This window comes from Pseudonocardia sp. P-1 (genome assembly GCF_058111925.1).
The window spans coordinates 3472512-3499186 of record NZ_CM176614.1 but is presented as its reverse complement, the minus strand read 5'-3'; the positions used below and the strand labels follow the sequence as shown (position 1 = coordinate 3499186).

Annotated in this window: 22 protein-coding genes; 14 read left to right on the top strand and 8 right to left on the bottom strand. The window is 74.1% G+C overall.

Annotated features, from left to right (window positions below; all coding sequences use genetic code 11):
* The first annotated feature begins 55 nt into the window (after positions 1 to 55).
* From AC0GKK_RS17230 to AC0GKK_RS17210, 5 genes are read left to right on the top strand one after another with little or no spacing between them, the layout of a single operon-like run.
* The gene (locus tag AC0GKK_RS17230; RefSeq protein WP_489882099.1) at positions 56 to 817 is read left to right on the top strand and encodes a DeoR/GlpR family DNA-binding transcription regulator; all 762 of its coding nucleotides are present in this window, start codon (positions 56 to 58) and stop codon (positions 815 to 817) included.
* Positions 818 to 843: 26 nt separating this feature from the next.
* Positions 844 to 1791, top strand: coding sequence for a 1-phosphofructokinase (pfkB, locus tag AC0GKK_RS17225; RefSeq protein ID WP_489884029.1), 948 nt, complete (start codon positions 844 to 846; stop codon positions 1789 to 1791).
* Positions 1788 to 2237 carry a PTS sugar transporter subunit IIA gene (locus AC0GKK_RS17220; RefSeq protein ID WP_062398515.1) on the top strand — a complete coding sequence of 150 codons (450 nt, stop codon included), beginning with the start codon at positions 1788 to 1790 and terminating at the stop codon, positions 2235 to 2237. The genes pfkB and AC0GKK_RS17220 overlap by 4 nt, the downstream gene beginning before the upstream one ends.
* A complete protein-coding gene (locus AC0GKK_RS17215) occupies positions 2234 to 3748 on the top strand; it encodes a PTS fructose transporter subunit IIC (protein WP_489882098.1) in 1515 nt (504 codons plus the stop codon). Before AC0GKK_RS17220 ends, AC0GKK_RS17215 begins: the two co-directional genes overlap by 4 nt.
* Positions 3749 to 3774: 26 nt before the next feature.
* Complete coding sequence (locus AC0GKK_RS17210) at positions 3775 to 4053, top strand: HPr family phosphocarrier protein (protein WP_062398519.1); 279 nt, start codon at positions 3775 to 3777, stop codon at positions 4051 to 4053.
* A gap of 7 nt (positions 4054 to 4060) precedes the next feature.
* Here the strand turns inward: AC0GKK_RS17210 and AC0GKK_RS17205 are convergent, their stop codons facing one another.
* On the bottom strand, positions 4061 to 6211 hold the full coding sequence (locus AC0GKK_RS17205) for a beta-galactosidase (protein ID WP_489882097.1): 2151 nt from the start codon (positions 6209 to 6211) through the stop codon (positions 4061 to 4063).
* A 207-nt stretch (positions 6212 to 6418) separates the two neighbouring features.
* On the opposite strand from AC0GKK_RS17205, the gene ppc reads away from it, so the two are divergent.
* The 6 genes from ppc to AC0GKK_RS17175 all read left to right on the top strand — a co-directional run bounded on the left by ppc (position 6419) and on the right by AC0GKK_RS17175 (position 14152).
* The gene (ppc, locus tag AC0GKK_RS17200; RefSeq protein ID WP_476653021.1) at positions 6419 to 9187 is read left to right on the top strand and encodes a phosphoenolpyruvate carboxylase; all 2769 of its coding nucleotides are present in this window, start codon (positions 6419 to 6421) and stop codon (positions 9185 to 9187) included.
* A gap of 80 nt (positions 9188 to 9267) precedes the next feature.
* Complete coding sequence (locus AC0GKK_RS17195) at positions 9268 to 9468, top strand: hypothetical protein (protein WP_062398523.1); 201 nt, start codon at positions 9268 to 9270, stop codon at positions 9466 to 9468.
* 49 nt (positions 9469 to 9517) lie between these two features.
* Positions 9518 to 10318 carry an rRNA methyltransferase gene (locus AC0GKK_RS17190; RefSeq protein ID WP_489882096.1) on the top strand — a complete coding sequence of 267 codons (801 nt, stop codon included), beginning with the start codon at positions 9518 to 9520 and terminating at the stop codon, positions 10316 to 10318.
* A gap of 380 nt (positions 10319 to 10698) precedes the next feature.
* A complete protein-coding gene (locus AC0GKK_RS17185) occupies positions 10699 to 11457 on the top strand; it encodes a LamB/YcsF family protein (protein WP_489882095.1) in 759 nt (252 codons plus the stop codon).
* Between the two features lie 14 nt (positions 11458 to 11471).
* Positions 11472 to 13475: a prolyl oligopeptidase family serine peptidase gene (locus tag AC0GKK_RS17180; RefSeq protein WP_489882094.1), complete on the top strand. Its 2004-nt coding sequence runs from the start codon at positions 11472 to 11474 to the stop codon at positions 13473 to 13475.
* Complete coding sequence (locus tag AC0GKK_RS17175; protein WP_489882093.1) at positions 13472 to 14152, top strand: SIMPL domain-containing protein; 681 nt, start codon at positions 13472 to 13474, stop codon at positions 14150 to 14152. Before AC0GKK_RS17180 ends, AC0GKK_RS17175 begins: the two co-directional genes overlap by 4 nt.
* A gap of 14 nt (positions 14153 to 14166) precedes the next feature.
* Here the strand turns inward: AC0GKK_RS17175 and AC0GKK_RS17170 are convergent, their stop codons facing one another.
* Positions 14167 to 15783 carry an acyl-CoA synthetase gene (locus AC0GKK_RS17170; protein WP_489882092.1) on the bottom strand — a complete coding sequence of 539 codons (1617 nt, stop codon included), beginning with the start codon at positions 15781 to 15783 and terminating at the stop codon, positions 14167 to 14169.
* Positions 15784 to 15814: 31 nt separating this feature from the next.
* On the bottom strand, positions 15815 to 17377 hold the full coding sequence (locus AC0GKK_RS17165) for an adenylate/guanylate cyclase domain-containing protein (protein WP_405421151.1): 1563 nt from the start codon (positions 17375 to 17377) through the stop codon (positions 15815 to 15817).
* A 161-nt stretch (positions 17378 to 17538) separates the two neighbouring features.
* Between AC0GKK_RS17165 and AC0GKK_RS17160 the strand changes: the two genes are divergently transcribed.
* Positions 17539 to 18225, top strand: a complete 687-nt coding sequence (locus AC0GKK_RS17160) for a VC0807 family protein (protein ID WP_489882091.1) — start codon at positions 17539 to 17541, stop codon at positions 18223 to 18225.
* A gap of 81 nt (positions 18226 to 18306) precedes the next feature.
* On the opposite strand, the gene AC0GKK_RS17155 is transcribed toward AC0GKK_RS17160, so the two are convergent.
* The 4 genes from AC0GKK_RS17155 to AC0GKK_RS17140 all read right to left on the bottom strand — a co-directional run bounded on the left by AC0GKK_RS17155 (position 18307) and on the right by AC0GKK_RS17140 (position 23380).
* Positions 18307 to 19467: a pyridoxal phosphate-dependent aminotransferase gene (locus AC0GKK_RS17155; protein WP_251783525.1), complete on the bottom strand. Its 1161-nt coding sequence runs from the start codon at positions 19465 to 19467 to the stop codon at positions 18307 to 18309.
* Positions 19468 to 19830: 363 nt separating this feature from the next.
* Entirely contained in the window at positions 19831 to 20727 is an 897-nt protein-coding gene (locus tag AC0GKK_RS17150; protein WP_489882090.1) for a MaoC family dehydratase, read from the bottom strand.
* On the bottom strand, positions 20727 to 22079 hold the full coding sequence (locus tag AC0GKK_RS17145; RefSeq protein WP_489882089.1) for a 3-oxoacyl-ACP reductase: 1353 nt from the start codon (positions 22077 to 22079) through the stop codon (positions 20727 to 20729). Before AC0GKK_RS17145 ends, AC0GKK_RS17150 begins: the two co-directional genes overlap by 1 nt.
* A complete protein-coding gene (locus AC0GKK_RS17140; protein ID WP_489882088.1) occupies positions 22076 to 23380 on the bottom strand; it encodes an acetyl-CoA C-acetyltransferase in 1305 nt (434 codons plus the stop codon). The genes AC0GKK_RS17145 and AC0GKK_RS17140 overlap by 4 nt, the downstream gene beginning before the upstream one ends.
* Before the next feature lie 136 nt (positions 23381 to 23516).
* Here AC0GKK_RS17140 and AC0GKK_RS17135 point away from each other — a divergent pair, with 136 nt between their 5' ends.
* Both AC0GKK_RS17135 and AC0GKK_RS17130 read left to right on the top strand, forming a co-directional pair.
* Positions 23517 to 24236, top strand: coding sequence for a TetR family transcriptional regulator (locus AC0GKK_RS17135; RefSeq protein WP_489882087.1), 720 nt, complete (start codon positions 23517 to 23519; stop codon positions 24234 to 24236).
* A complete protein-coding gene (locus AC0GKK_RS17130) occupies positions 24233 to 26218 on the top strand; it encodes an acyl-CoA dehydrogenase family protein (protein WP_489882086.1) in 1986 nt (661 codons plus the stop codon). The genes AC0GKK_RS17135 and AC0GKK_RS17130 overlap by 4 nt, the downstream gene beginning before the upstream one ends.
* A 77-nt stretch (positions 26219 to 26295) precedes the next feature.
* Here AC0GKK_RS17130 and AC0GKK_RS17125 read toward each other — a convergent pair whose 3' ends face one another.
* Positions 26296 to 26481, bottom strand: a complete 186-nt coding sequence (locus AC0GKK_RS17125) for a hypothetical protein (protein ID WP_073576817.1) — start codon at positions 26479 to 26481, stop codon at positions 26296 to 26298.
* Positions 26482 to 26675: the final 194 nt, after the last annotated feature.

Genomic DNA, 26675 nt, shown 5'->3' with positions numbered 1-26675 from the left:
CAGTAAAACCCACATACTCAGACACAAGCAAGCATCGAAGCGGGAGCGAACAAAGATGTACGCAGCGGAGCGTCAGCAGTGGCTGCTCGACCGGACCCGGGACCGGGGCCGGGTCGACGTGGCCGCTGTCGCCGAGGAGCTCGATGTCACCCCCGAGACCATCCGCCGGGACCTCGGGGCCCTGGAGCGCCAGGCCCTCGTCCGGCGGGTGCACGGCGGGGCGATCCCGTCGGACCTGCTGAACTTCGAGCCCGGGGTCGGCCAGCGCGACAGCCAGTTCGGCGCGGAGAAGGAGCGGATCGCCAAGGCCGCCCTCGCCGAGCTGGGCACCGCCGCGACCGTCCTGCTCGACGCCGGGACCACGACCTCCCGGCTCGCGAGCACCCTGCCCCGCGAGCGCGACGTCACCGTCGTCACCAACTCGCTGCCGATCGCGTCCTCGCTGGCCGGGCGCCCGAACGTGGACCTGCGGCTGCTCGGCGGCCGGGTCCGCGGGACGACGCTGGCCACCGTCGACGACTGGGGCACCGAGGTGCTGGCCGGTCTCACGATCGACGTCGCCTTCATCGGGACCAACGGCTTCTCCGTGGCGCGCGGCCTCACCACACCCGACAGCGGCGAGGGCGCGACGAAGCGGGCGATGCTGCGCGCCGCCCGCCGCACCGTCGTCCTCGCCGACGCCAGCAAGTTCGGCTCCGACCAGTTCATCCGCTTCGGCACGCTGGCCGAGGTCGACACGCTGATCACCGACACCGGCCTCGACGCGGCGGACGCCGCCGAGTTGGAGGCCGCCGGCCCGAAGGTGGTACGCGCATGACCCCCCGCACGCTCCCGACCCCGCCCATGTTCGTGACGGTCACCCCGAACCCGAGCCTGGACCGGACCATCGCGCTGCCGCACCTGGTGCGCGGCGAGGTCCACCGGGCCGAGTCGGTCCGGGTCGACCCCGGCGGCAAGGGCGTCAACGTCGCCCGTGCGCTGGCGTCGGCCGGGCACCGGGCGGTGGCCCTGATGCCGTCGGGCGCCACCCCCGGTGAGCGCCTCGCGGCGCTGCTGGAGCCGACCGACGTCACGACCGTCGCCGTCCCCGTCGCCGATGCCACCCGGGTCAACATCACCCTGGTCGAGCCGGACGGCGTCACCACCAAGATCAACGAGCCGGGCCCGCGACTGTCCGCCGACGAGGTCGAGGCGTTGTTCCAGCGCGCCTGCGCCCTCGGCGCCGGCGCCACCTGGCTGGTCAGCTGCGGGTCACTCCCCCCGGGGGTCGGCGACGACTTCCACGCCGAGCTGACCCGGCGCTGCCGCCGTCCCGGCCTGAAGGTCGCGATCGACACCTCGGACGCGCCGCTGCACCACGCCGTCGCGGCGGCCCCCGACCTCGTGAAGCCCAACCACGCCGAGCTGGCCGAGCTCGTCGGGCGCCCCCTGGGCAGCCTCGGCGACGTGCTGCTGGCCGCCCGCGAGCTGCGTGCCCGCGGGATCGGCGCGGTCCTGGTCAGCCTGGGTGCCGGTGGCGCCCTGCTGGTCGACCGGTCCGGCGAGTACCACGCCCGGACCCCTCCGATCACCGTGCTCAGCACGGTGGGCGCCGGTGACTCCACCCTGGCCGGGTTCCTGGCCGCGGGTGGGGAGGGACCCGACGCCCTGCGGCAGGCCGTGGCCTACGGCGCCGCCGCCTGCCGACTGCCCGGCTCCGCCACGCCGGGTCCGGCCGACATCCGAATCGACGACGTCGAACTGGCCCCCACGCCGGACGTCACCCTCGCCCTCACCGGAGATGCCGCATGACTGCCCTGATCACCGCTGATCTGGTCGACCTCGACGTGCCGTCGGCCGACCGGAAGACCGCCGTCACCGCGCTCGCCGAGCGCCTGGTGAAGGCCGGCCGGGTCACCGATCTCGACCGGTTCCTCGCCGACATCGAGGCCCGCGAGGCCCAGATGCCGACCGGCCTGGAGGGCGGCATCGGCATCCCGCACTGCCGTTCCGCGGCCGTCACCGAGCCGACCCTGGCCTTCGGCCGGGCGCCGTCGGGTGTCGACTTCGGCGCCGAGGACGGCCCCGCCGACCTCATCTTCATGATCGCCGCCCCCGAGGGCGGGAACACCGACCACATGACGGTGCTCGCCGCGCTGGCCCGTCGCCTGGTCCGTGCCTCGTTCAAGAACGAGCTCCGCAACGCCACCGACCCGGCCGCCGTCGCGACCTTCATCCAGCAGGAGGTGGGAGCATGAAGCTCCTCGCCGTCACCGCGTGCCCCACGGGCATCGCGCACACCTACATGGCCGCCGAGGCCCTCGAGGTCGCCGCCGAGGAGTCGGGCCACGAGATCGTGGTCGAGACCCAGGGCTCGGCCGGCTCGACGCCGTTCACCCAGGCCCAGCTCGACGAGGCCGAGGCCATCATCCTCGCCGCCGACGTCGAGGTCCGGGACAAGGAGCGCTTCGCGCACCTGCCCACGGTGACCTCGCCGGTCAAGAAGGCCATCGGCGGCGCGCCCGGCCTGATCGAGCAGGCCGTCGCCAAGGCCACCGCCCAGCCGAAGGGCACGGCCGCCGCGACGGCCCCGGCCCAGCGCGACGGCGCGGAGATGGACACCAAGAACTTCGGCTCCGGCTTCGGGTCGCGCCTGCGCGGCTGGCTGATGACCGGCGTCTCCTACGTCATCCCGTTCGTCGCCGCGGGCGGTCTGCTGATCGCGCTGGGCTTCGCGCTCGGCGGCTACCAGATCACCGAGGCCCCCGACATCGTGTCGTTCGACGACAACGGCGTCGCCTCCGTCGCGTTCGACCCGGGCGCGCTGCAGTCCTGGGCGGCGCTGCTGTTCCAGACAGGCGCGCTCGCGTTCGGCTTCCTGGTGCCGGTGCTGGCCGGCTTCATCGCCTACGCCATCGCCGACCGCCCGGCCCTGGTGCCCGGCTTCGTCGGCGGCATGATCGCCGTCAACACCCACGCCGGGTTCCTCGGCGGCCTGGTCGCCGGCCTGCTCGCCGGTGCGGTCATCTACGGCCTGAAGCTGTGGCAGCCGCCGCGCGCCCTGGCCGGGATCATGCCGGTGCTGGTGCTGCCGCTGATCGGTACGGCCGTCGTCGGCTTCATCATGTTCGTGCTGGTCGGCACCCCGCTGGCCGCCGCGACGACCGGCCTCACCAACTGGCTCAACGGCCTCTCGGGCACCAACGCGATCCTGCTCGGCGCGCTGCTCGGCCTGATGATGGCCTTCGACATGGGCGGCCCGGTCAACAAGGCCGCCTACGCCTTCGCCGTCGCCGGGCTGTCCACCGGCTCCGAGACCGCGCTGATGATCATGGCCGCGGTCATGGCCGCCGGCATGACCCCGCCGCTGGCGCTGGCCCTGGCCACCGCCGTCCGCAAGAACCTGTTCACCAAGGCCGAGCAGGAGAACGGGCGCGCCGCCTGGCTGCTGGGCGCCTCGTTCATCACCGAGGGCGCGATCCCGTTCGCCGCGGCCGACCCGCTGCGGGTCATCCCGTCGCTGATGGCCGGGTCCGCGGTCGCCGGCTCGCTGTCGATGGCCTTCGGCGCGACCCTGCGGGCCCCGCACGGCGGCATCTTCGTGGTCCCGCTGATCGGCAACCCGTTCGCCTACCTGCTGGCGATCATCGCGGGCACCCTGGTCTCCGCCGCCCTGGTCGTCGGCCTGAAGTCGGCCCGCCGCACCCCGGCTCCGGCCGCCGCCGAGCAGACCGCCATCGCCCCGGCCGCCGCGCCGGTCGCGGGCTGACCCACCCGAGAGAAGGAGCACCCACCATGGCCGAGCGCCGTGTGAAGGTCGGTTCGTCGGTCGGGCTGCACGCCCGCCCCGCCAACCTGTTCGTGACCGCCGCCAAGGAGCAGGGGGTCAAGGTGAGGATCGGGACCGCCGACGGCGAGCGTGGTCCGGTCGACGCCGCCTCGATCCTGTCGGTGATGGGCCTGGGAGTGAAGTCCGGCGAGGAGGTCGTGCTGACCTCCTCCGACGACGAGCAGGGCGAGGCCGCCGTCGCGGCCCTGGCCGAGCTGCTGGAGCAGGACCTCGACGCGAGCTGACCCCGCGTCACCCGGTACGACCCCGACGCCCCGCCGCGCCTCCCGCGCGGCGGGGCGTCCGGCCGTCCGCACCCCGGTCCTGCCGAGACGCACGTTTCCGCCCTCCCGGGGGCAGGAACGTGCGATTCGATCCCGCGGATCGGTCCCGCAGGACGGTCACCCCGCGCGGGGGCAGCGTGCCGGCCGGGCCGGCGAGCACCTCCGCCGCGCCGAGCGGCCCCAGGTCGACGGGGGCGTCGGTCCGGTTGACGACGAACCGGAAGCCGTCGCGGCGGACCAGCTCCACCCGGCCCACCAGCTCGCCGGGCAGCTCGGGGACGATCCCGGCGGCGGCCAGCAGGCGTCGCAGCAGCGGGGCGCGATCGGCGAGGCGGGTCGGGACGTAGGTCGCCGATCCGTCCCCGACCGGGCGGCGGGTCACCGCGGGCAGCCCGGCGAGGTCCCCCGCGGCCGGGTCGGTACCGCCGCCTGTCCAGCGGGCGAGCACCTCGACGGCCGGGTCCACCACCTGCACGGCCTCGCTCCACAGGTCACCGGTGGAGCCGTCGTCGAGCTCGACGACGGCGCCCGGGTCGAGCGGCGCGAACTCCTCGACCCGGATGCCCAGCAGGTCGCGCAGCGCGCCCGGGTAGCCGCCGAGGACGGCGTGCGCGTCGTCGTCGACGGTGCCGGAGAAGTAGGTGGTGACCAGGTGCCCACCGGCCCCGACGTAGGCGGTCAGCGCGGCCGCCCGGTCCGGGCCGACCACGTGCAGCACCGGGGCGACGACCAGCCCGTAGCCGGACAGGTCCGCGTCGGCGGACGTGACGTCGGCCCGCACCCCGGCGTCGAGGAACGCCCGGTACCAGCCGAGAGCCTCGGCCTTGTAGCGCAGCTCGGTGGTCGGGGTGAACGGCTGCTCGGCCGCCCACCACGACGGCCAGTCCCACAGCACCGCGGCCGGCGCGGGGACCCGTCGCGCCCCGGCGACCGGGGCCAGGTCGCGCAGGGTCGCCCCGAGCGCGGTGACGTCGCGGAACAGCGCCGAATCCGGCCCGGCGTGCGGCACCATCGCCGAGTGGAACTTCTCCGCGCCCGCCGCGGACTGGCGCCACTGGAAGAAGCAGAGCGCGTCGGCGCCGTGCGCGAGGTGGGTGAGCGCGTCGCGGGCGAGCTCCCCGGGGCGCTTGGCGCGGTTGACCGGCTGCCAGTTCACCGCCGACGTCGAGTGCTCCATCAGCCACCACGGGTGCCCGCCGGCGAGGTTGCCGGTGAGGTTGGCCGAGAACGACAGCTCGTCGCGGGCGTCCGGGCCGGGGAACACGTAGTGGTCGTTGGCGACGACGTCGACCTCGGGCGCCCAGGTCGCGTAGTCCATGCCGCTGGTCTCGCCCATCACCATGAAGTTGGTGGTCACGGGCACGTCCGGGGTGAGCGCGTGCAGCAGGTCCCGCTCCGCGCGCAGGTGGTCGAGCAGGGCGTCGGAGGAGAAGCGGGCGAAGTCGAGCTGCTGGGTCGGGTTCGGGTGGGTGCCCGGGCCGGTGCGGCGCGGGGTGCCGATCTCGTCCCAGTCGCCGTAGTGCTGGGACCAGAACGCGGTGCCCCAGGCGTGGTTGAGCCGGTCGAGGTCGCCGTAGCGGCGCTGCAGCCAGGCGCGGAACGCGACCTGTGCGTCGTCGGAGTGGTCGTGGACGTCGTGGCAGCCCAGCTCGTTGGACACGTGCCAGGCGGCGAGCGCGGGGTGGTCGCCGTAGCGGCGGGCGAGCCGCTCGACCAGGGCGAGGGCGTGGCGGCGGAACACCGGGGAGGTCGGGCGGTGGTGCTGGCGCCCGCCCGGCGCCAGGGTCCGGCCGTCGGCGTCGACGGCGAGGATCTCCGGGTGCCGGTGATGCAGCCACGGCGGGGGTGACGCCGTGCCCGTCGCGAGGTCGACGGCGATCCCGCCCGCGTGCAGCAGGTCCAGCACGTCGTCGAGCCACCCGAGGTCCCAGCGGTCCGGCGCGGGCTGGAGCAGCGCCCAGGAGAAGACGCCGACGGTCGCGACCGTCACGCCTGCCTCGCGCATGAGCGCCACGTCGGACTCCCACACCGCGCGCGGCCACTGCTCGGGGTTGTAGTCGGCCCCGAACTCGATGCGGGGACGGGAGGCACCGGGGGTGCGACGCAGCCAGCGGGTCATGCGCCCAGTGTGGCCCGCGATGATGTGCGATGTCGTGCGGATGTGTCCGAGTTCGTGCGGATCAGGTTTCCCCGGGGTTACGGGCGGCGCCAGCGATGGCCCCGCCCCGCGCCGGCGGGGGACGATGCCGCTGCCCGAACCCCGTTCCCGACGACGCGAGCGGCCCGTCCCGACCCGCGCCACCGCGCGGAGAACCGGAGAGCCTGCGTGAGCCCCTCGGAGACCACCGCACTCGCCCCCGACTCGCTGACCGCGCACTCGGGCGTCGTCAGCGAGAGCGAGCAGAAGGCGCTGCGCGCCGACATCCGGCGGTTGTCGACGATGCTCGGGCGGACGCTGTCCGACGAGTCCGGTCCCGAGGTCCTCGAGCTGGTCGAGCAGGTGCGCCGGGCGGCCCGGGACTCGGCGCGCGGCGAGGCCGGGCCGGACGTCGTCGCGGCCCTGCTCGACGGGATCGACACCGGCACCGCGGTACTGCTGGCGCGGGCGTTCTCCCAGTACTTCCAGCTGGCCAACGTCGCCGAGCAGCTGCACCGGTCCCGTGAGCTGCGGGAACTCCGCCCGGTCGACGCACGACCGCTGCGGACGGTGCTGCGCCGCCTGGCCACCGAGGCCGACCCGGACGAGGTCGCCGACGTGCTGGCCCGGGCCGAGCTGCGCCCGGTGTTCACCGCGCACCCGACCGAGTCGACCCGGCAGTCGGTGCTGGGCATCCTCCGCCGGATCGTCGACGCCCTCGACGAGCGGGCGCCCGACGAGGAGCTCGCCGCGCTGGTCGACCTGCTCTGGCAGACCGACGACATCCGCCCCGGCAAGCCGATGGTGATCGACGAGGCCCGCAACGTCGCCTGGTTCGCGGCCCGGCTCGGCGAGCGGACCGTCCCCGACCTGCTGGGCGAGTTCGCCCGGGAGGCCGCCGAGGCCGGGCTGGAGATCCCGGACGACGCGCGTCCGCTCGTACTGGGGTCGTGGGTCGGCGGCGACCGCGACGGCAACCCCAACGTCACCCCCGCGGTGACCCGCGAGGTGCTGGAGCTCAACGCCGACCGGGCGATCCGGATCCACACCGCGCTGGTCGAGAAGCTGGTCTTCGAGCTGTCGGTGTCGACGCGGGTGATGGGGGTGTCGGAGGAGCTGCGCGGCTCGCTGGCCCGGGACCGCCGCGCACTGCCCGCGGTGCACGACCGCTACATCCGGCTCAACGCGCACGAGCCGTACCGGCTCAAGCTGTCCTACGTCGCGGCCCGGCTGGAGAACACCCGCCGGCGGATCGCGGCCGGCGCCGCGCACGAGCCGGGCGTCGACTACCTGGGGTCGGCCGGCTACCTGGAGGACCTGCTGGTCGTCGACCGGTCGCTGCGCGGCCACCACGGAGCCCGGATCGCCGGCGGCACCCTGGCCCGGGCGATCCGCTCGGCCCGCGCGCTGGGCCTGCACCTGGTCGAGATGGATGTGCGCGAGCACTCGCAGAAGCACCACGACGCGCTCGGCGCGGTGTTCGACGGGCTCGGCGAGCTGGAGAAGCCCTACGCCGAGCTGACCCGCGACGAGCGCCGGGAGCTGCTCTCGGCGGAGCTGCGCAGCAAGCGGCCGCTGTTCCGCCGCCACTACGGCGTGCCCGAGGCCGCCGCGCCGGTGCTGGACCTGTTCGACACGGTGCACGCGCTGCAGCACGAGTTCGGCGACGAGGTCGTGCGGACCTACATCGTCTCGATGGCCCGCGACGTCGACGACCTGCTCGCCGTCGCCGTGCTGGCCCGCGAGGCGTACATGGTCGAGATCGGCGACGACCCGCGCTCCTCGATCGACCTCGTGCCGCTGTTCGAGACCGTGGAGGAGCTGTCCCGGGCCGGGGAGCTGCTGGAGGGGCTGTTGTCGGACCCGGGGTACCGGCAGCAGGTCCGCAACCGCGGTGACCTGCAGGAGATCATGCTGGGGTACTCCGACTCCAACAAGGGCGCGGGGATCACCGCGTCGCAGTGGCAGATCCACCGGGCGCAGCGCCAGCTGCGCGACGTGGCCGCCGAGCACGGGGTGCGGCTGCGGCTGTTCCACGGTCGCGGCGGGTCGGTCGGGCGCGGTGGCGGCCCGGCCGGTGAGGCCATCGCGTCGGCCCCGTTCGGGTCGGTCGACGCCACGATGAAGCTCACCGAGCAGGGCGAGGTCATCTCCGACAAGTACTCGCTGCCCAGCCTGGCGCACGACAACCTGGAGATCCTGCTGGCGTCGATGCTGGACGCGTCGCTGCTGCACCAGGCGTCGCGCTGGCCGGCCGAGACCCTGAAGCGGTGGGACGAGGTCATGGACTGTGTGTCCGAGGCGGCCACCGCGACCTACCGGACGCTCGTCGACGACCCGGGCCTGCCGCTGTTCTTCACCGCGGCGACGCCGGTGGAGGAGCTGGGGCGGCTCAACGTCGGGTCGCGGCCGTCGAAGCGACCGGGGCAGGGCGAGCCGACGCTCGACGACCTGCGGGCGATCCCGTGGGTGTTCGGCTGGACGCAGACCCGGATGGTCGTGCCCGGCTGGTACGGCCTGGGCTCGGGGCTGAAGGCCGCCCGCGAGGCCGGCTACGCCGACGAGCTCGCCGAGATGCGGGAGTGGGCGTTCTTCCGGAACCTGATCGGCAACGTCGAGATGACGCTGGCGAAGACCGACCTGCGGATCGCGTCGAACTACGTCGCGACCCTGGTGGAGCCGGAGCAGCAGGGGCTGTTCGCGCAGATCCGGGCCGAGCACGAACTCACCCGCCGCGAGCTGCTCGCGGTGACCGGGGAGGACCAGCTGCTCGCCCGGCACCCGGTGCTGCGGGGCACGCTGTCGGTGCGCGACACCTACCTCGAGCCGCTGCACCACCTGCAGGTCGAGCTGCTCGCCCAGCGCCGGGCCGCGGGCGACGACCCGGATCCCGACCTGGAGCGCGCCCTGCTGCTGACGATCAACGGGATCGCGGCCGGGATGAAGAACACCGGCTGAGCCCCGGTACCGGGCCGGGCCGGACGCGGGACCGGACCCGGGGCGGCACCGCCTCGACGCCCGACCGGTACGTTCCGGACATGGAGCACGATCGGAACACACCCGGCCCGGAGGGCCCCGCGACCCGCCGGGTGGTCGCCTGGGTGCTGATCATCGCGCTGGCCGGGCTGCCGCTCAGCTACCTGGCCGGGACCGCGGGCCCGCAGATCGTCGGCGCGCTGGTGGTCGTCGCGCTGCTGGTCGGCGGCGTGGCGTTCTGGCTGCACCGCCGCACCCGCTGACCGGCCACCCGCCGGAACCGGTGCGCGTGCGGGCTGCTGGACTGCCCGGGTGCAGTACCGCCACGCCCCGGCCGCGAACCACGCGGCGCTCGACGCGGTGCTGGCGTCGGCGCCGGGCCGCCCGACCCTCCCGGTGCGACTGACCGTCGAGCTCGCCGGCCGCGCCCGCGTCCACCTGCCCGCCGACGCCCCGCTCACCGTGTGGGACCCGTGCTGCGGCGCCGGGGTGACACTCGCCGTGCTGGGCCTGCTCGTGCCCGGCCTCGCGCGGTTGGTGGGCACCGACGCCGACCCCGAGCCGCTCGACCTGGCCCGGCGCAACCTCGCCCTGCTCGACCCGGGCGGCCTCACCGCCCGCGCCGCGGACCTCGAGGCCCTCGCGGCCCGGCACGACAAGCCGTCCTACGCCGAGGCTGCGACCGCCGCCCGGACCCTGGTCCCGGCGGGTACCCCGGCCTGGTCGGTCACCCTCGCCGACGCCCGCGACACCGCCGCCGTCCGCAGCGCACTGGCCGGGGCGGGCCCGTACGGGACCGGCCCGGACCTGGTCCTGGCCGATCTGCCGCACGGGCACCGGACGACCTGGGCCGCCTCCCCCACCCGGCCCGGCGGCGCGGCCGGCACCCCGGCCCCCGACGCCGGGCCCGTCCGCGCCGCCGCCGACGACCAGGACCCCGGGGTCGAGTTCCTGCGCGCGGTCGCGACCGCGCTCCGCCCGGACGCCGTGGTCGTGGCCGTCGGGCGTGGGCGGACGGTGCCGCTGCCGGGCGGGGCCCGGCCCCTCGAACGGGTCCGCGTGGGGCACCGGGCCGCCGTCCTGGTGCGGGCGGGGGCGCTGCAGGAGGGCTGACCGGGCAGGGCTGCTCGCCACCCTCGCGCCGGGGCAGGGTCGATCGATCCCCGCCGGTGCCTCGCCCCGGCCTCTCGGTTCCGGGGAGGCCCGATCCCCGCAGAACCCTTCACGGGAGGAACTCTCTCCCGCAGAACAGGGGCATGCCGTCGGGGCGACGACGCGCCTCCGCGCCGGCAGGGACCGAGTGCACGGGCACCCCTCTTCTCCGGATTCGCTTACCGGGTAAGCGAATCCGGAGAACCAGCACCCTGCTGTGCCCCCGGGGCGGGCGAGGCCCAGGAGCTCCGATCTCCGGGCGAGCCGATTCCGGTCACACTGGGTCCCGGACCGACACGGACACCGACGCAGACACAGACACCGACACCGAGGACACGCCCGTGAGCACGATCGACCTGAACGCCGACCTCGGTGAGTCCTGGGGCCGGTGGACCCTCGGCGACGACGAGGCGATGCTCGGGCTCGTCACCTCGGCGAACGTCGCGTGCGGGTTCCACGCCGGGGATCCCTCGACGCTGCGGGTCACGACCACCGGGGCGGCCGGGGCGGAGGTCGTCGTCGGGGCGCAGGTGTCGTACCCGGACCTGCGCGGGTTCGGGCGCCGGTTCCTCGACATCGAGCCCGACGCGCTGACCGACGACGTGCTCTACCAGATCGGCGGCCTCGAGGCCCTGTGCCGGGCCGCGGGTACCCGGGTCCGCTACGTCAAGCCGCACGGCGCGCTCTACAACGCCACACGGACGCACACCGCGCAGGCACGCGCGGTGGTCCGGGCGGTGCGGGCGTACGACCCGTCGCTGCCGGTGCTCGGGCTGCCCGGGTCCGAGCTGCTCGCGGAGGCCGAGCGGGCCGGGCTGCGCGCGGTGGGCGAGTTCTTCGTCGACCGCGGCTACACCGGTGAGGGCGGGCTCGTGCCGCGCGGCGAACCGGGTGCACTGCTCGACGACCCCGCGGAGGCGGCCGAACGGCTGGTCCGCGTGGTCGGGACGGGGACGGTGCCCGCGGTCGACGGCAGCGACGTCGCGGTCCGTGCCGAGTCCGCCTGCCTGCACGGCGACTCCCCCGGCGCCGTCGCGACCGCCCGACGGGTCCGTGACGAGCTCGCCCGGGCCGGGATCACCGTCGCACCGTTCGTGTGAGCGATGATCGGGTCATGACGAACGACCCGCACGCCTGGCTCGAGGACGTCACCGGCACCGAGGCCCTGGAATGGGTGTCGCAGCGCAACGCCCGCACCGAGGCGCGGCTGACCGGCACCCCGCTGTTCGCCGAGCTGGAGTCGGGGATCCGCGAGGTCCTCGACTCCCGCGACCGGATCCCGTTCGTCACCGCCCGCGGCGGGCACTACTACAACTTCTGGACCGACGAGCAGCACCCGCGCGGCCTGTGGCGGCGCACCACGCCGGAGTCCTACCGCAGCGCCGACACCGAGTGGGAGGTGCTGCTCGACGTCGACGCGCTCAACGCCGCCGAGGGCGAGAACTGGGTCTGGCACGGTGCCCGGTTCCTGCGCCCGGACCTCGACCGCGCGCTGGTCGACCTGTCCCGCGGTGGCGCCGACGCCGACGTCACGCGCGAGTTCGACCTCCCGACCCGCAGCTTCGTCGACGGCGGATTCTCCCGGCCCGAGGCGAAGGGCGGGATGAGCTGGATCGACCGCGACACCGTCTACCTGTCCACCGACCTCGGCCCGGGCACCATGACCACGTCGGGCTACCCGCGCACGGTGCGGCGGCTGCGCCGCGGCGAGGCCCTGGAGTCCGCCGAGCTGGTCTACGCCGGCGAGGAGACCGACCTCAGCATCTCGGCGTTCCGCGACCACACCCCGGGCTTCGAGCGGGACTTCCTGCGGCGCGCGCTCGCCTTCTACGCCGACGAGCTGTACCTCATCGGCGCGAACGGGACCCTCACCAAGATCGACGTCCCGGACTCCGCGATGACCGACGTGCACCGCGAGTGGTGCACCGTCGAGCTGCGCGAGGACTGGGGCTCGTTCACCGCGGGCTCCCTGCTCGCCGCCCGTTTCGACGACGTCCTGGCCGGCACCCCCTCGTGGGAGGTGCTGTTCGAGCCCACCGACTCCTCCTCGCTCGCCGGGTACGCCTGGACCCGCCACCACCTCGTGCTCGACGTGCTGGAACACGTCGTCGACCGGCTCGTCGTGCTCACCCCGGGCGAGCAGGGCTGGACCCGCGCGCCGTTCACCGGGGCACCGGAGTTCGGCAGCGTCACCGTCGCCGCGGTCGACGCCGACGAGAGCGACGACGTCTGGCTGATCGTCACCGACTACCTGACCCCGTCGACGCTGTCGATCGCGACGGTCGGCGAACAGCCCCGTCCGCTGCGCAGCGCGCCCGCGTTCTTCGACGCGTCCCGCCACGTCATCGAGCAGCACTTCGTGACCAGCGACGACGGCACCCGGGTCCCGTACTTCCTGGTCCGGCGCGACGACCTGCCCTTCGACGGCTCCGCCCCCACCCTGCTCTACGGCTACGGCGGCTTCGAGATCCCCATGACCCCCGGCTACTCTGGTGGCACGGGCCGGTCCTGGCTGGAGCGCGGCGGGGTGTACGCGGTCGCGAACCTGCGCGGCGGCGGCGAGTACGGGCCGCGCTGGCACCGGGCGGCGCTGCGCGAGAAGCGGCCGCGGGCCTACGAGGACATGGCCGCCGTCGCCCGGAACCTGATCGACCGCGGCGTCACCTCGCGGGCTCACCTCGCCGTGCAGGGCGGCAGCAACGGCGGCCTGATGGCCGGGAACATGCTGGTCCGCTACCCGGAGCTGTTCGGCGCGGTGGTCATCCAGGTGCCGCTGCTGGACATGAAGCGCTACAGCCACCTGCTCGCCGGCGCCTCCTGGATGGCCGAGTACGGCGACCCGGACACCGACGACTGGGAGTTCATCCGGACGTTCTCGCCGTACCACCTGATCGACGACGCGGCCGACTACCCGCCGACGATCCTGCTGACCTCCACCCGCGACGACCGGGTGCACCCCGGCCACGCCCGCAAGTTCACCGCCGCGCTGGAGGCCGCCGGCCACGACGTGACCTACTACGAGAACATCGAGGGCGGGCACGGCGGCGCCGCGGACAACGCGCAGGCCGCCAGGATGGCCGCACTGGCCTACGGATTCCTGTGGGAGAAGCTGGCATGAGCGACGTCGTGATCAGGGTGCGGGGCGAGCACGAGCGGCAGGTGCCCGCCGAGCGCGGCACCGCGCTCGTCGTCGTCCGGGCGCAGGGCCCCGAGGCCGCCCCGGTGCGGGCGGAGGTCGAGCGCGGCACCGCGGCGCTCGTCGCCGACGTGCGCGGCCTGCACGACCCCGACGCCGGGCCGGTCCGGCGCTACGTCGTCGACCAGGCCCGCAGCTGGGTCGAGCAGCCCTCCTTCGAGGGGCGCCCGCAGCCGCCGGTGCACCACGCGTCGGTGTCGGTGTTGGTGGAGTTCGACGACGTCGCCCGGCTCGGCGCGTGGCTGTCCGGTGTGGACCGGTTCACCGGTGCGCAAGTCCAGGGGATCACCTGGGACCTGGCCCGCGACCACCGCCGCGAGGTCGAGCGCGCGGCCCGGCAGGACGCGCTGCGCCAGGCCGTCGAACGCGCCCAGGACTACGCCGACGCCCTGGACCTGGGCACCGTCGCCCCGCGCTCGGTCGCCGACACCGGGATGCTCGGCGGCCGGGCGGTCGCGATGAGCGCGCGGGCCGTCGGCGCGCCCGGCAGCTGGGGCGCCGAGTCCGCCGACGGCGGGCTCGGGACGCTGCTCGCCCCGGACGACATCACCGTCCGGGCCGAGGTGGAGGCCGAGTTCGTGGTCCGGCCGGGCTGCTGACGCCCGGGGCGGGCTCAGCCCTCCCGGGCGGCGATGTCGCCGTGCTCGGTGCGCAGCTCCCGCTTGAGGATCTTGCCGCTGGGGTTCTTGGGGAGGGCGTCGGCGAACACGACGTACTTGGGCCGCTTGTAGCCGGCGAGCTTGTCCCTCGCGTGCGCGTCGACCTGCTCGCGGGTCAGCGTCACCCCCTGCTTCGGGACGACGACCGCGGTGACGGCCTCGATCCAGTGCGGGTGGCTGACGCCGAACACGGCGACCTCGGCGACCCCGTCGAGCAGGTAGAGCGCCTCCTCCACCTCGCGGGAGGCCACGTTCTCCCCACCGGTCTTGATCATGTCCTTCTTGCGGTCGACGACGGACAGGTACCCGTCGGCCGTCATCACGCCCAGGTCGCCGGAGTGGAACCAGCCCCCGGCGAACGCCTCGGCGGTCTTCTCCTCGTTCTCGTAGTACCCCAGCGTCACGTGCGGGCTGCGGTGCACGATCTCGCCGACCTCACCCGGCGGGACCTCGTTCCCGGCGTCGTCGACGACGCGCGTCTCGACGTTCAGCGACGCCCGCCCGGCCGACCCGGCGTGGCTGAGCTGCTCGTCCGGACCCAGCAGGGTCGCCAGCGGCGAGGTCTCGGTCTGGCCGTAGAAGTTCCACAGCCGCACGTCGGGCAGTCGCCGGGACAGCTCCTGCAGCACCTCGACCGGCATGGCCGCGGCGCCGTAGTAGCCCTTGCGCAGGCTCGACAGGTCCCGGGTGTCGAAGTCCGGGTGGCGCAGCAGCGAGATCCACACCGTCGGCGGGCAGAAGAGCTTGGTGACCTTCTCCCGCTCGATGGTCTCCAACAGCCGGGCCGGGTCCGGCGACGGGAGGATAATGCTGGTCGCGCCCAGGTAGACGTCGACGGACAGGAAGCAGTCCAGCTGCGCGCAGTGGTAGAGCGGCAGCGAGTGCAGCTCGACGTCGTCGTGGGTCATCCCGCCGTCGACGACGCACGACACGTACTGGGTGATCAGCGACCGGCTCGGCAGCATGACGCCCTTGGGCCGCGACTCGGTGCCGGAGGTGTACATGAGGCGCAGCGGGTCGTCGTCGGCGACGTGCACGTCGGGCTCGCCGGGGTCGCCGTCGCCGTCGATCCAGGCGTCCAGGTCGGCCCAGTCGCCGGCCGGCGCCTGCCCGGACAGCCCGATCCGGGCCCGGACCGACGCCGGCTCCGACGACTGCGCGAGCGCCTTCTCCCCGGTGGCGGCCAGCGCGTCCTCGACGACGAACGCCGTCGCCCCGGAGTGATCGAGGATGAACGCGATCTCCTCGGCGTTCAGCATGAAGTTGATCGGCACGAGCACGACTCCGAGCCGCGCGGTGGCGTAGACGAGCACCGCGAACTGGCGGCAGTTGTGCGAGAGCAGCGCGAGCCGGTCGCCCTTGGCCAGCCCCTGCTCCGCCAGGGCGGCGGCGCACCGGTTCACCGCCGCGTCGAACTCGGCGAACGTCCAGCGGGTGTCGCCGTCGACGACCGCGGTCTTGCCCGGGTACCGGACGGCCGTGCGGTGCAGGAGGTCCCCGAGCGAGTGCCGTCGCACCCGCTGGATCGCCGCGGCGGTCTGCTCACTGAACCCGGTAGCGCCGTTGCCCATGGCGGCATCCTGCCCGAGGACACCCCGACAGTCACGTACGACTGTTCTCCCCGGATCCGACGGGCGCGGCGGTGTCCTGGGCGTGCTCGGCGGGCACGCAGACGCCGGTCGGCTCGTCCCGTCCGCGCAGCGTCACCGACTCCCCGGCCCGCCACCGCGCGGCCTCCGCACCGGCGGCGTCGACGGCCCGCGCGGACGCGACGACCATCCCCGGCACGGACTTCGCCAGCTCGGTGAGCCGGGCGGCCTCGTTCACCGGGTCGCCGATCACGGTGTACTCGTAGCGGCGCGGGTCCCCGATGTTGCCGGCCACGGCGTCACCCGCGGACACGCCGATCCCGGCCTCGACCTCGGGCATCTCCTCGGCCAGGCGGGCGCCCAGGCAGCGGGCGGCGCTCAGCGCGGCGCCGGGGGCGTCGTCGAGGTCGAGCGGGGCACCGAAGACCGCGAGCGCGGCGTCGCCCTCGAACTTGTTGATCCACCCGCCGGCCTGCTCGACGCACTCGACGACCACCCCGAAGAAGCGGTTCAGCACCGCCACGACCTCCTCGGGCGGGCGGCGGGCGGCCATCGCCGTCGAGCCGACGAGGTCGACGAACAGCACGGCGACCGGGCGCACCTCGCCGCCGAGCCGGATGCCGTCGCCGCGCGCCGAGGCCGCCTCGGCGACGTCGCGACCGACGTGGCGGCCGAACAGGTCGCGGATCCGCTCCCGCTCGCGCAGGCCCTCGACCATGCTGTTCGTCCCGGCCTGGAGCTGGCCGAGCTCGGTGTTGTCGTAGACGGGCAGGCTCACGTCGAGATCACCGTCCTGCACCCGGGCCAGCGCACGGCGCACGGCCAGCACGGGGTCGGCGATGGCGCGGGCGGCCCCGAGCGTCGTGATCAGCCCGACCCCGATCGCGGTGCCGCCCAGCGCGAGCATGGTGACCGCGAGCTGGGTGGGCGAGGAGTCGCCGAACACCAGCGCGACGAGCCCGGCCAGCATGATCCCGGAGATCGGGACCGCCGTGCCGAGCGCCCAGAACCCGACCGAGCGCAGCATGACCCCGGTGACCAGGCGACGCCGCTTCGGCGGCCGTCCGGACAGCACCCGGGCCGCGGCACGGCGCAGCATCCGCTCGACCAGCAGGTAGGACAGCGACGACGTGGTCACGCCGCCGATCAGCACGGTGGCGGTGACCGAGAAGCCCAGCCGGCCGGAGTAGCGCAGATTCAGGAAGCAGAACAGGACCGCGGCCACCATCCACAGCAGCGCGACCATCGACGAGATGCGGGCGGGCGCCCGCAGGACCAGCGCTCGCTCGTCGGCCTGCGGGTCGCGCGAGGAGCGGCGCAGGGTCAGCTTCCGGCGGCCGAACCAGATCCCGACCGGGACGGCGACGAGCAGGTAGATCCCGAGCACGACGAGGTTGACCAGCCGGATCTCGACGGCGTCGAGCAGCTGCTCGCGCGGCAGCACGAAGGCCGCGATGACCAGCACCACGGCCGCGCCGATGACGTTCGCCGACGCCACGACGAGGGCGAGCAGGGCCCGTACCGGCAGCCCGACGACCTGACGGCCCGGCCGCGTCGCGGGTCGCTGCGCATCCATGGGCCGGAGTCTAGGCCGATCGAGTGAGCCGGGCCGCCGGAGATCGGGACCGGTGGGTGGAGAGCCGATCTCCACCCGGGGTCGGTCTCCGGGTGGATCCGGGAGGGGGTCCGCGCGCGGGACCGTCGTCGGGACCGATCCGCCGTACTCCGGAGGCACCGATGACCCCGACCACCACACCGACGGCCACCCCGGCGGCCATCCCGGCGGCCACCGCCCCCGCGGGCCGCGGCGCCGTGCTGCGGCAGACCGTGGGCTCGCTGCTGGTGGACGCGGCGCTGCCCTACCTCGTCTACGTCGTGCTGACCGGGCAGGGCATGTCCGACGTCGTGGCGCTGGCCTGGTCCGCACTGCCGCCCGCGCTGAACGTGCTGGTGCAGGCGGTGCTGCACCGCAGGGTCAACCCGGTCGGGATGATCGTGCTGGTCACCATCGCGGCTGGTCTGGCGACGTCGCTGCTCAGCGGCGACGCCCGGTTCGCCGTGGCCCGCGACGCGATCCAGAGCGTCGCGTTCGGACTGCTGCTCGCCGGGTCGCTGGTGGTCGGGCGTCGGCCGCTGGTGTTCCACGTGTGCCGGTTCTTCGGCAGTGCCCAGCGCCCCGACCTGCCGGAGCTGATGGAGCGCCAGTGGGCGGCCAACCCGGTGTTCCGGCGGACGCTGCGCCGCGCGACGGGCGTCGCGGCGCTGGTGATGGCGCTGGACGCGGCGCTGCGGATCACCCTGGCCTACACGCTGGCCCCGGTGGTGGCGCTGCCGATCCTGTCGGTGCAGTCGATCGTGGTGTGGGCGGCGATGTCGGCGCTGCTGGTCGTCGGCGTCAAGCGGGCGGCGCGGGCGGGCCGGTGACCTCCAGCGGGTCTCGCAGCCGCTCCCGGTCGGCGCCGACGACGACCGGCACCCGGCTCGCGCCCGGGCCCGGCACCGCGGTCACGCCCGCAGCCCCGCGAGCCGCCCGGCCGCCTTCTCCAGCACGTCGTCGCGCTTGCAGAACGCGAACCGCACGAACGGCCGGTACGCCCGCGCCGCCTCGGGCGACGGGCAGAACACCGACACCGGGACGGCGGCGACCCCGCACAGCCCGGGCAGCTTCCAGGCCAGGTCGACGCCGTCGTCGAACCCGAGGGGGCGCGGGTCGGCGACCACGAAGTACGTCCCGCGCGGGGTGAGCACGTCGAACCCGGCCGCCCGCAGCCCTGCTGACAGCAGGTCCCGCTTGCGGGCCAGGTCCGCGGTGAGGCCGGTGTAGAAGTCGTCGCCCAAGGCCAGCGCGTGCGCGACGGCGGGCTGCAGCGGGGCGCCGCCGTGGAAGGTGAGGAACTGCTTGACCGCCCGCGGCGCGGCGACGAGCTCCGGCGGGCCGTGCACCCAGCCGACCTTCCAGCCGGTCACCGAGAACGTCTTGCCCGCCGAGGAGATCGTGAGGGTGCGGTCGGCGAGTCCGGGCAGCGACGCCATCGGCACGTGCCGGGCGTCGTCGAAGACCATGTGCTCGTACACCTCGTCGGTGACGACGACGGCGTCGTGCGCGACGGCGAGCTCCCCGACCCGGGTCAGCTGGTCGCGGGTGAGCACGGCGCCGGTCGGGTTGTGCGGGGTGTTGACCAGCACCACCCGGGTGCGGTCGGAGAACGCGCCGGCCAGCGCGTCGTCGTCGAAGCCGAAGTCGGGCGGGAGCAGCGGCACGGTCCGCAGCGTGGCGCCGGCCAGCGCGACGGCGGCGGCGTAGGAGTCGTAGGCGGGCTCGAAGGCGACGACCTCGTCACCGGGGCCGCAGAGCCCGAGCAGGGTCGCGGCGATCGCCTCGGTCGCCCCCGTGGTGACGACGACGTCGGCCGGGTCGACGTCGAGGCCGTACCAGCGCTGCTGGTGCGCGGCGACGGCCTCGCGCAGCGCGGGTACACCCGGGCCGGGCGGGTACTGGTTCAGGCCGCGCTCGGTGATGTTGGCGGCGGCGTCGGCGAGCAGGGAGGCCGGACCGTCGGTGTCCGGGAAGCCCTGGCCGAGGTTGATCGCACCGGTCTCGACCGCGAGGCGGGAGATCTCGGTGAAGATCGTCGAGGTGAACGGGCGCATGCGCTCGACCAGCATGGGCCCGACACTATCCGGGTGGGCGGGTGGCGCAGCTCCTGATCGAGGGTCTGCGCGAACCCGTGCCGGTCCGCGGACGCCGGTGGGTTCCACCGCGCCGGGACGAGCTCCTCCGCCCGACCTAGTCGAGTCCGCGGACGATGTGGGACTCGTCGTCGTGCTGCTCGTCGGTCTCGATCGAGATGTCCTCGTTCATCGCATGGCCTCCTCACGGATGTCGGATGACGAATGATGGACACAGAGGAAGACGTCCGTCATCGGGAAAACGTTGCTGTACCGGCCTGTGGACCGATCCAGAATCACCCGACCGGGTGAGCAGACCTGCCCACCCGGTCGGGGTCGTTCCTCGTCCATGCGCCCGGTCTACCCGCCGATGCGGCCGACCAGGTGGAGCTTGTGCGCGTCCTCGGCGCTGCGCAGGGCCAGTCCCCACGCCCCGCCTGCGGTCTGCTCGGTCACGAGCTCGACCTTCGCCGGGAGCAGCACCGGCTTGCGGAACACGACCTCGTAGGTGCAGGCGTCGGGGACCCGGCCCTCCAGCGCCGCGGCGGCGTGCGCCGCGGTCCACATGCCGTGCGCGATCGCCCGCGGGAAGCCCATCGCCTTCGCGGTGAGCGGATGCAGGTGGATCGGGTTCACGTCGCCGGAGACGGCCGCGTAGCGGCGCCCGATGTCGCCCGGGACCCGCCACAGCGCGTTCGCCGGACCGGTGGGCACCGGCGGCTCGGCGATGTCGGCCGTGCCGTCGCCGCCCACCGGGCCGTCCGGGGCCGTCGCCCCGCGGGCCAGGTAGGTGCTGCGGCCCTCCCAGACGGTCTCGCCGCCCGCGGAGACCTCGCCGATCAGATCCACCTGCGCGCCCTTGGGGTGGCGGGTGAACCGCTCGGCCCACACCCGGACGTCGAGCGTCTCGGTCGGGGTGATCGCCCGGTGCACGGTGATCCGGTTGGCGATGTGCACCAGTCCGGGCAGCGGCAGCGGGAACGACCGGCCGGCCATCAGCACGACCTGCAGCCCGAAGGTGAGCATGTGCGGGTAGGTCACCGGCAGGGCGTTGCCGACCCGGAACCCGCAGACCCGGGCGTAGTCGGCGAGGTGCCCCTGCTCGACGGTGACGCCGCGGCGGACCAGCTCGGTCGCGGGGAGCGACCGGCCGGAGGCGCCGGGCAGCGCCGCCCGGGCGGCCGCGGAGGCGTAGTACTGCCCCAGCGACGGCGGGCCGGGCAGCTCGGTGACCTTCCGGTCCTCGGCCACGGTCATCAGGCCCCCAGCATCGACTGGCCGCAGACGCGCACGACCTGCCCGTTGAGCCCGCCGGACTCGGCGCGGCCGAACCAGCCGATGGCCTCGGCGACGTCGACCGGCAGCCCGCCCTGCTTGAGCGAGTTGATCCGGCGGCCGCCCTCGCGGGTGGCGACGGGCATCGTCGCGGTCATGTCGGTCTCGATGAACCCGGGCGCGACGGCGTTGATCGTCGCACCACGCTCGGCGAACCGCGGGGCGAGCGCGCGGACCATCCCGATCACACCGGCCTTCGAGGCGGCGTAGTTGGTCTGGCCGCGGTTGCCCGCGATGCCCGACTGGGACGACACGCAGACCACGCGGCCGGCCTCGTGCAGCGGGGAGCCCTTCGCCAGCAGCGCCTCGTTGATCGTCAGCTGGGCGCCCAGGTTGACCGCGAGCACCGAGTTCCACCGGTCCTCGGTCATGTTCGCGAGCAGCTTGTCGCGGGTGATGCCCGCGTTGTGCACCACGATGTCGACGCCGTCGTGCCGGTCGGCGAGGTGCGAGAGCAGCCGGTCCGCCGCGTCCGACGCGGTGATGTCCAGCTGCAGCGCGGTGCCGCCGGTGCGGTTCGCGGTGCGGGCCAGGCCCTCGCCGGCCGCCGGGATGTCGACGGCGACGATCGTCGCGCCGTCGCGGGCGAGGGTGTCGGCGATGGCTGCGCCGATGCCCCGTGCCGCCCCGGTGACCACCGCGATGCGCCCGGCGAGCGGCTGCTCCTCGGCGCGCGGGTCGTCGACCTCGGCCGGCTCCCGCGGGGTCCCGACCGGGGCGGCGACGTGCGCGACCTGGCCGTCGACGTAGGCGGAGCGGGCCGACAGGAAGAACCGGACCGACGAGTCGATCGCCGCGGGGGTCACGTCGGAGGTCACGACGAGCAGGTTCGCCGTCGCGCCGAACCGCAGCTCCTTGCCGATCGAGCGGACCAGGCCGTCGAGCGACTGGGCGACGGCGGCCGCCTCGGCCCCGGACGCCTCGGCGGGCTCGGCGCCGATCAGCAGCACCCGGCCCGAGGGCCCGAGCCGCTTCACCGCGGGGGTGAGGATCTGCTGGGCGGCGGCGAGGTCGGCCAGGGTCCGCGCTCCCGACAGGTCGACGACGACGCCGTGCAGCCGGTCCTCGCCGACCGCCGTGAGCGCGGGGACACCCTGCTCCTCGACGAACGCGGTGACGGCCTCGGCGAAGCGCGACCCGCCGACCGACGCGACGAGCACCGGGCCGGCCAGCAGCGGGTCCCCGGGGCGGTGCCGGCGCAGCGTCGGCACCGTGGGCAGCCCCAGCTGCTTGGCGATGCCGGTGTTGGACAGGGTCGCGAGCAGGTCGCTCATGCCTTCTTCGCCTCCAGGATCGCGACGACGCCCTGGCCGCCCGCGGCGCAGATCGAGATCAGGCCGCGCTGGTCCTTCTTCTCCGTGTCGGCCTTCTCCCGCAGGAGCTTGGCCAGGGTGGCGACGATCCGCCCGCCGGTCGCGGCGAACGGGTGCCCCGCGGCGAGCGAGGAGCCCGCGACGTTGAGCTTCGCGTCGTCGACGGCGCCCAGCGGCGCGTCGAGGCCCAGGCGCGCCTTGCAGAAGCGCGGGTCCTCCCAGGCCTTGCGCTGCACGAGCACGACCGAGGCGAACGCCTCGTGGATCTCGTACAGGTCGAAGTCCTGCAGGGACAGACCGTTGCGCTCGAGCATCCGCGGGACGGCGAACACCGGCGCGGTGAGCAGCCCGTCCGGGCCGTGCACGTAGTCCACGGCCGAGGTCTCGGCGTCGACGACGTGGGCCAGCACCGGCAGCTTGTGCTCGGCGGCCCACTCGTCGGAGCCGAGCAGGACGAGCGCGGCGCCGTCGGTCAGCGGGGTCGAGTTGCCCGCCGTCATCGTGGCGTCCGGGCCCTTCCCGAAGACCGGCTTGAGCTTCGCGAGCTTCTCCACCGAGGAGTCCGCGCGCAGGTTGTTGTCGCGGGTCAGCTTCAGGTAGGGCGTGACGAGGTCGTCGAAGAAGCCGCGGTCGTAGGCGGCGGCCAGGTTGTGGTGGCTGCGCGCGGTCAGCTCGTCCTGCTCGGTGCGGCCGATGCCCCACTCCAGCGCGGTGCGCGCCGCGTGCTCGCCCATCGACAGGCCGGTGCGCGGCTCGGAGTTCTCCGGGATGTCCGGGACGATCTGGCCCGGCCGCAGCTGCCCGACCAGCTTGAGCCGGTCCACCGCCGTCTTCGCGGCGTTGAGCCTGACCAGCACGCGACGCAGGTCGTCGTTCAGCGCGATCGGGGCGTCGGACGCGGTGTCCACACCGCCGGCGACGCCGGACTCGATCTGGCCGAGCGCGATCTTGTTGGCGACGGCGATCGTCGCCTCCAGGCCGGTCCCGCAGGCCTGCTGCACGTCGTAGGCCGCGGTGGCGGGGTTCAGCCGGGAGCCGAGGACCGCCTCGCGGGTCAGGTTGAAGTCGCGGGAGTGCTTGAGCACGGCGCCGGCCACGACCTCACCCAGGCGCTCGCCGGCCAGCCCGAAGCGGGCCACCAGACCGTCGAGCGTCGTGGTGAGCATGTCGAGGTTCGAGGCGGAGGCGTAGGCACCGTTGGCCCGCGCGAACGGGATGCGGTTGCCGCCGATGACGGCGGCGCGCCGGGTGCTGGCTGGCATGGGGGTCGTCCCTCCTGGATCGGGTCCCGCCCCACCCGATCGGGTCGCCGCGCTGCACGCGGATCCGGGCGGGCGGAGCATCAGCTCGTGGTTCGTCGTTACCACGGGGTAGCCGGTACTCAAGGTACACGGTACTATGGGTTTCGTGAAGGCCGGACGGGACAGACGCGACAGCCGATGGGACGCCCACCGCGAGCAGCGGCGGGTGGCACTCGTCGGGTCCGCGATCGGGGCCATCCGCCGGCACGGCGCCGGCATCGGGATGGACGAGATCGCCGCGTCCGCCGGGACCAGCAAGACCGTGATCTACCGGCACTTCGGCGACCGGGCCGGCCTCTACACCGCGATCTGCGAGTCGGTGGCCGGCGTCCTGCTGACCGAGGTCCGGCGGGCCACCGCCGATGCCCTGTCCGACGCGGGCCGCGGGCCGCGGGCGGCCGTCGCGGCCGGCATCGACGCCTACCTCAGGCTGATCGAGATCGACCCGGAGCTGTACCGGTTCGTGGTACAGCGACCGCTGCTCACCCAGGGCACCACCCGGCGCGCCCCCACCGCCGACACCGGCCCTACCGAGACGAGCGACCCGGTCAACGACCTCGTGACCGTGATCGGCGACGAGGTGGCCGTGGTCATCGCCGGCAACCTCGGCACCGCGGCGGGGACCGGCACCGACCCGCGGGCCGCCGCCCGCATCTGGGGCCACGCGATCGTCGGCCTCGTCCGGGGGGCGGCCGACGACTGGCTCGCCCGCCCCGACGGCACCCCCCGCGAGCGGATCGCCGCCCATCTCACCGACCTGGCCTGGTCCGGACTGTCCGGCCTGGCATCGCACGTGCAGCAGGAGGTTCAGCCATGACCCGCAGCACCCTTCCGAGCCCCGACGCCGTCCCCGCCGAGGCGCTCCGCACCGTCGTCGACGGGCGCTGGGCCCGGGCCCGGCAGGAGACCCGCGAACAGCTGGCGGCCAACGCCGAGATGCGCGCGGACCCCGACCTGACCTCGGCGCAGTACCGCGAGTGGATCACCGACTCGCTGAAGTTCCTGACCTCCTCGGGCCGCCCGCACACCGGGTTCGACCCCTCGGTCGGCGGCCAGGGCGACGTCGGCGGGGTCGTCGCCGCGTTCGCGATGCTCGCCTACGGAGACCTGTCGCTACTGGTCAAGGCCGGTGTGCAGTGGGGACTGTTCGGCGGCGCGGTCCAGGTGCTCGGCACCGAGCGGCACCACGAGCAGTACCTCCGCAAGATCATCGACGGCGAGCTGCTCGGCTGCTTCGCGATGACCGAGACCGGGCACGGCTCGGACGTCCAGCACCTGCACACCACCGCGACCTACGACCGGGAGGCGGGCGAGTTCGTCGTCCACACCCCGTACCCGCAGGCCCGCAAGGAGTACATCGGCAACGCCGCGCGGGACGGCCGGATGGCGGTCGTGTTCGCCCAGCTGATCACCGGCGACGAGAAGCCCGGCGTGCACGCCTTCCTCGTGCCGCTGCGCGACAGCGACGGCAAGGCCCTGCCCGGCGTGCAGATCGGCGACGACGGCCGCAAGGCCGGCCTCAACGGCGTCGACAACGGACGGCTGGCCTTCGACCACGTCCGCATCCCGCGCGAGAACCTCCTCAACCGCTTCGCCGACGTCGCCCCGGACGGGACGTACTCGTCGTCGATCGAGAACGAGACGGCGCGGTTCTTCTCCATGCTCGGCACGCTGGTCCGCGGCCGCATCTCGGTGGCGGGCGGTGCCGGCGCGGCGACCGAGAAGGCGCTCACCCTGGCCGTGCGCTTCGGCGAGCGCCGTCGCCAGTTCGCCAACCCGGCGACCGGCAAGGAGATCGCCGTCCTCGACTACCTCGCCCACCAGCAGAAGCTGCTGCCCGCGCTGGCGACGACGTTCGCCCTGCACTTCACCCAGGACGACCTGGTCCAGCGGATGCACGACATCCAGGCCCCGGGCGCCGGACCGGTCGGCGCACGCGAGCAACGCACGCTGGAGCAGTCCGCCGCCGGGATCAAGGCGATCGCGACCTGGCACGCCACGCACACCATCCAGACCTGCCGGGAGGCCTGCGGCGGCGCGGGCTACCTGGAGGAGAACCTGCTGCCCGCCCTCAAGGCCGACACCGACGTGTTCACCACGTTCGAGGGCGACAACACGGTCCTGCTCCAGCTGCTGGCCAAGGAGCTGCTGTCGGACTACGGCCGCACGATCAAGAAGGGCAACCCGCTCGAGATCGCGCCGCTGCTCGGCCGTCAGCTCGCCGGGGTACTGGCCGAGCGGACCGGGGCCGCGTCGCTCACCCGGCGGCTCCCGTTCCGCGGGATCGACCTGACCGACCGCACGCGCCGCCGGGAGCTGCTGGCCGTCCGTCGCGAGGACACCCTGGCCGCCGCGATCCGCAACCTGGCCCCGGCCATGCGCACGGGCAACGACGAGTTCGCCGTCTTCAACTCCGCGCAGGATCTGCTGCTCACCGCGGCCCGCGCGCACGTGGACACGCTGGTGGAGGCGTCGTTCGCGGACAAGCTCGTGACCGTCGACGACCCGGCGGTGCGCGCACTGCTGGAGCGCGTCTACGACCTGCACGTGCTCACCGTGATCGACCGCGAGCGGGCCTGGTACCTGGAGACCGGCCGCCTCACCGCGGCCGAGTCCCGCTCGATCCGGCCGCTGGTCAACGGGCTGTGCACCGAGCTGCGTCCGCACGCCCGGACCCTGGTCGACGGCTTCGGCGTCCCGGACGAGTGGCTGGCCTGCCCGATGCTCGACGACGAGGCGTGGGCCCCGGCCCCCGGCCGTCCGGCCGAGCCGCTCACCGACCAGGTCGAGACGGGCTGACCCGGACCACACGTCCCGGCCACGACGGACGGCCGGCCCCGGAGATCCGGGGCCGGCCGTCCGTCGTCGGGCGTAGGTCAGGCCTCGAAGCCCAGGGCGTCGACGACCGCACCGATGGTCGACGACAGGTCGGCGACGGTGCCGTCGACGACCTCGGCGATCGGGGTGATCTCGGCGGCGTTGGCGGTACCGGTGAGACCCAGCATCACCAGCGGGGCGGCCACGGCCGCGGTGGCCAGACCGGCGATACGACGCTTGTCCATGGTGGTTCCTTCCTTCGGGGGAGCTTCCGTACGCCCCGAGGGTGGGAGACCGGAGCCTCCGATTTCCAGGTTCCGGCGGTACCTGTAACCGACCGCTTACATCGATACGTGTGCCGTCATCTGTCGGACACATCGGCGGAGACGGTGATCACCAGTAAAACCTGGACAACAAATATCCTGGATATGTAGTGTCC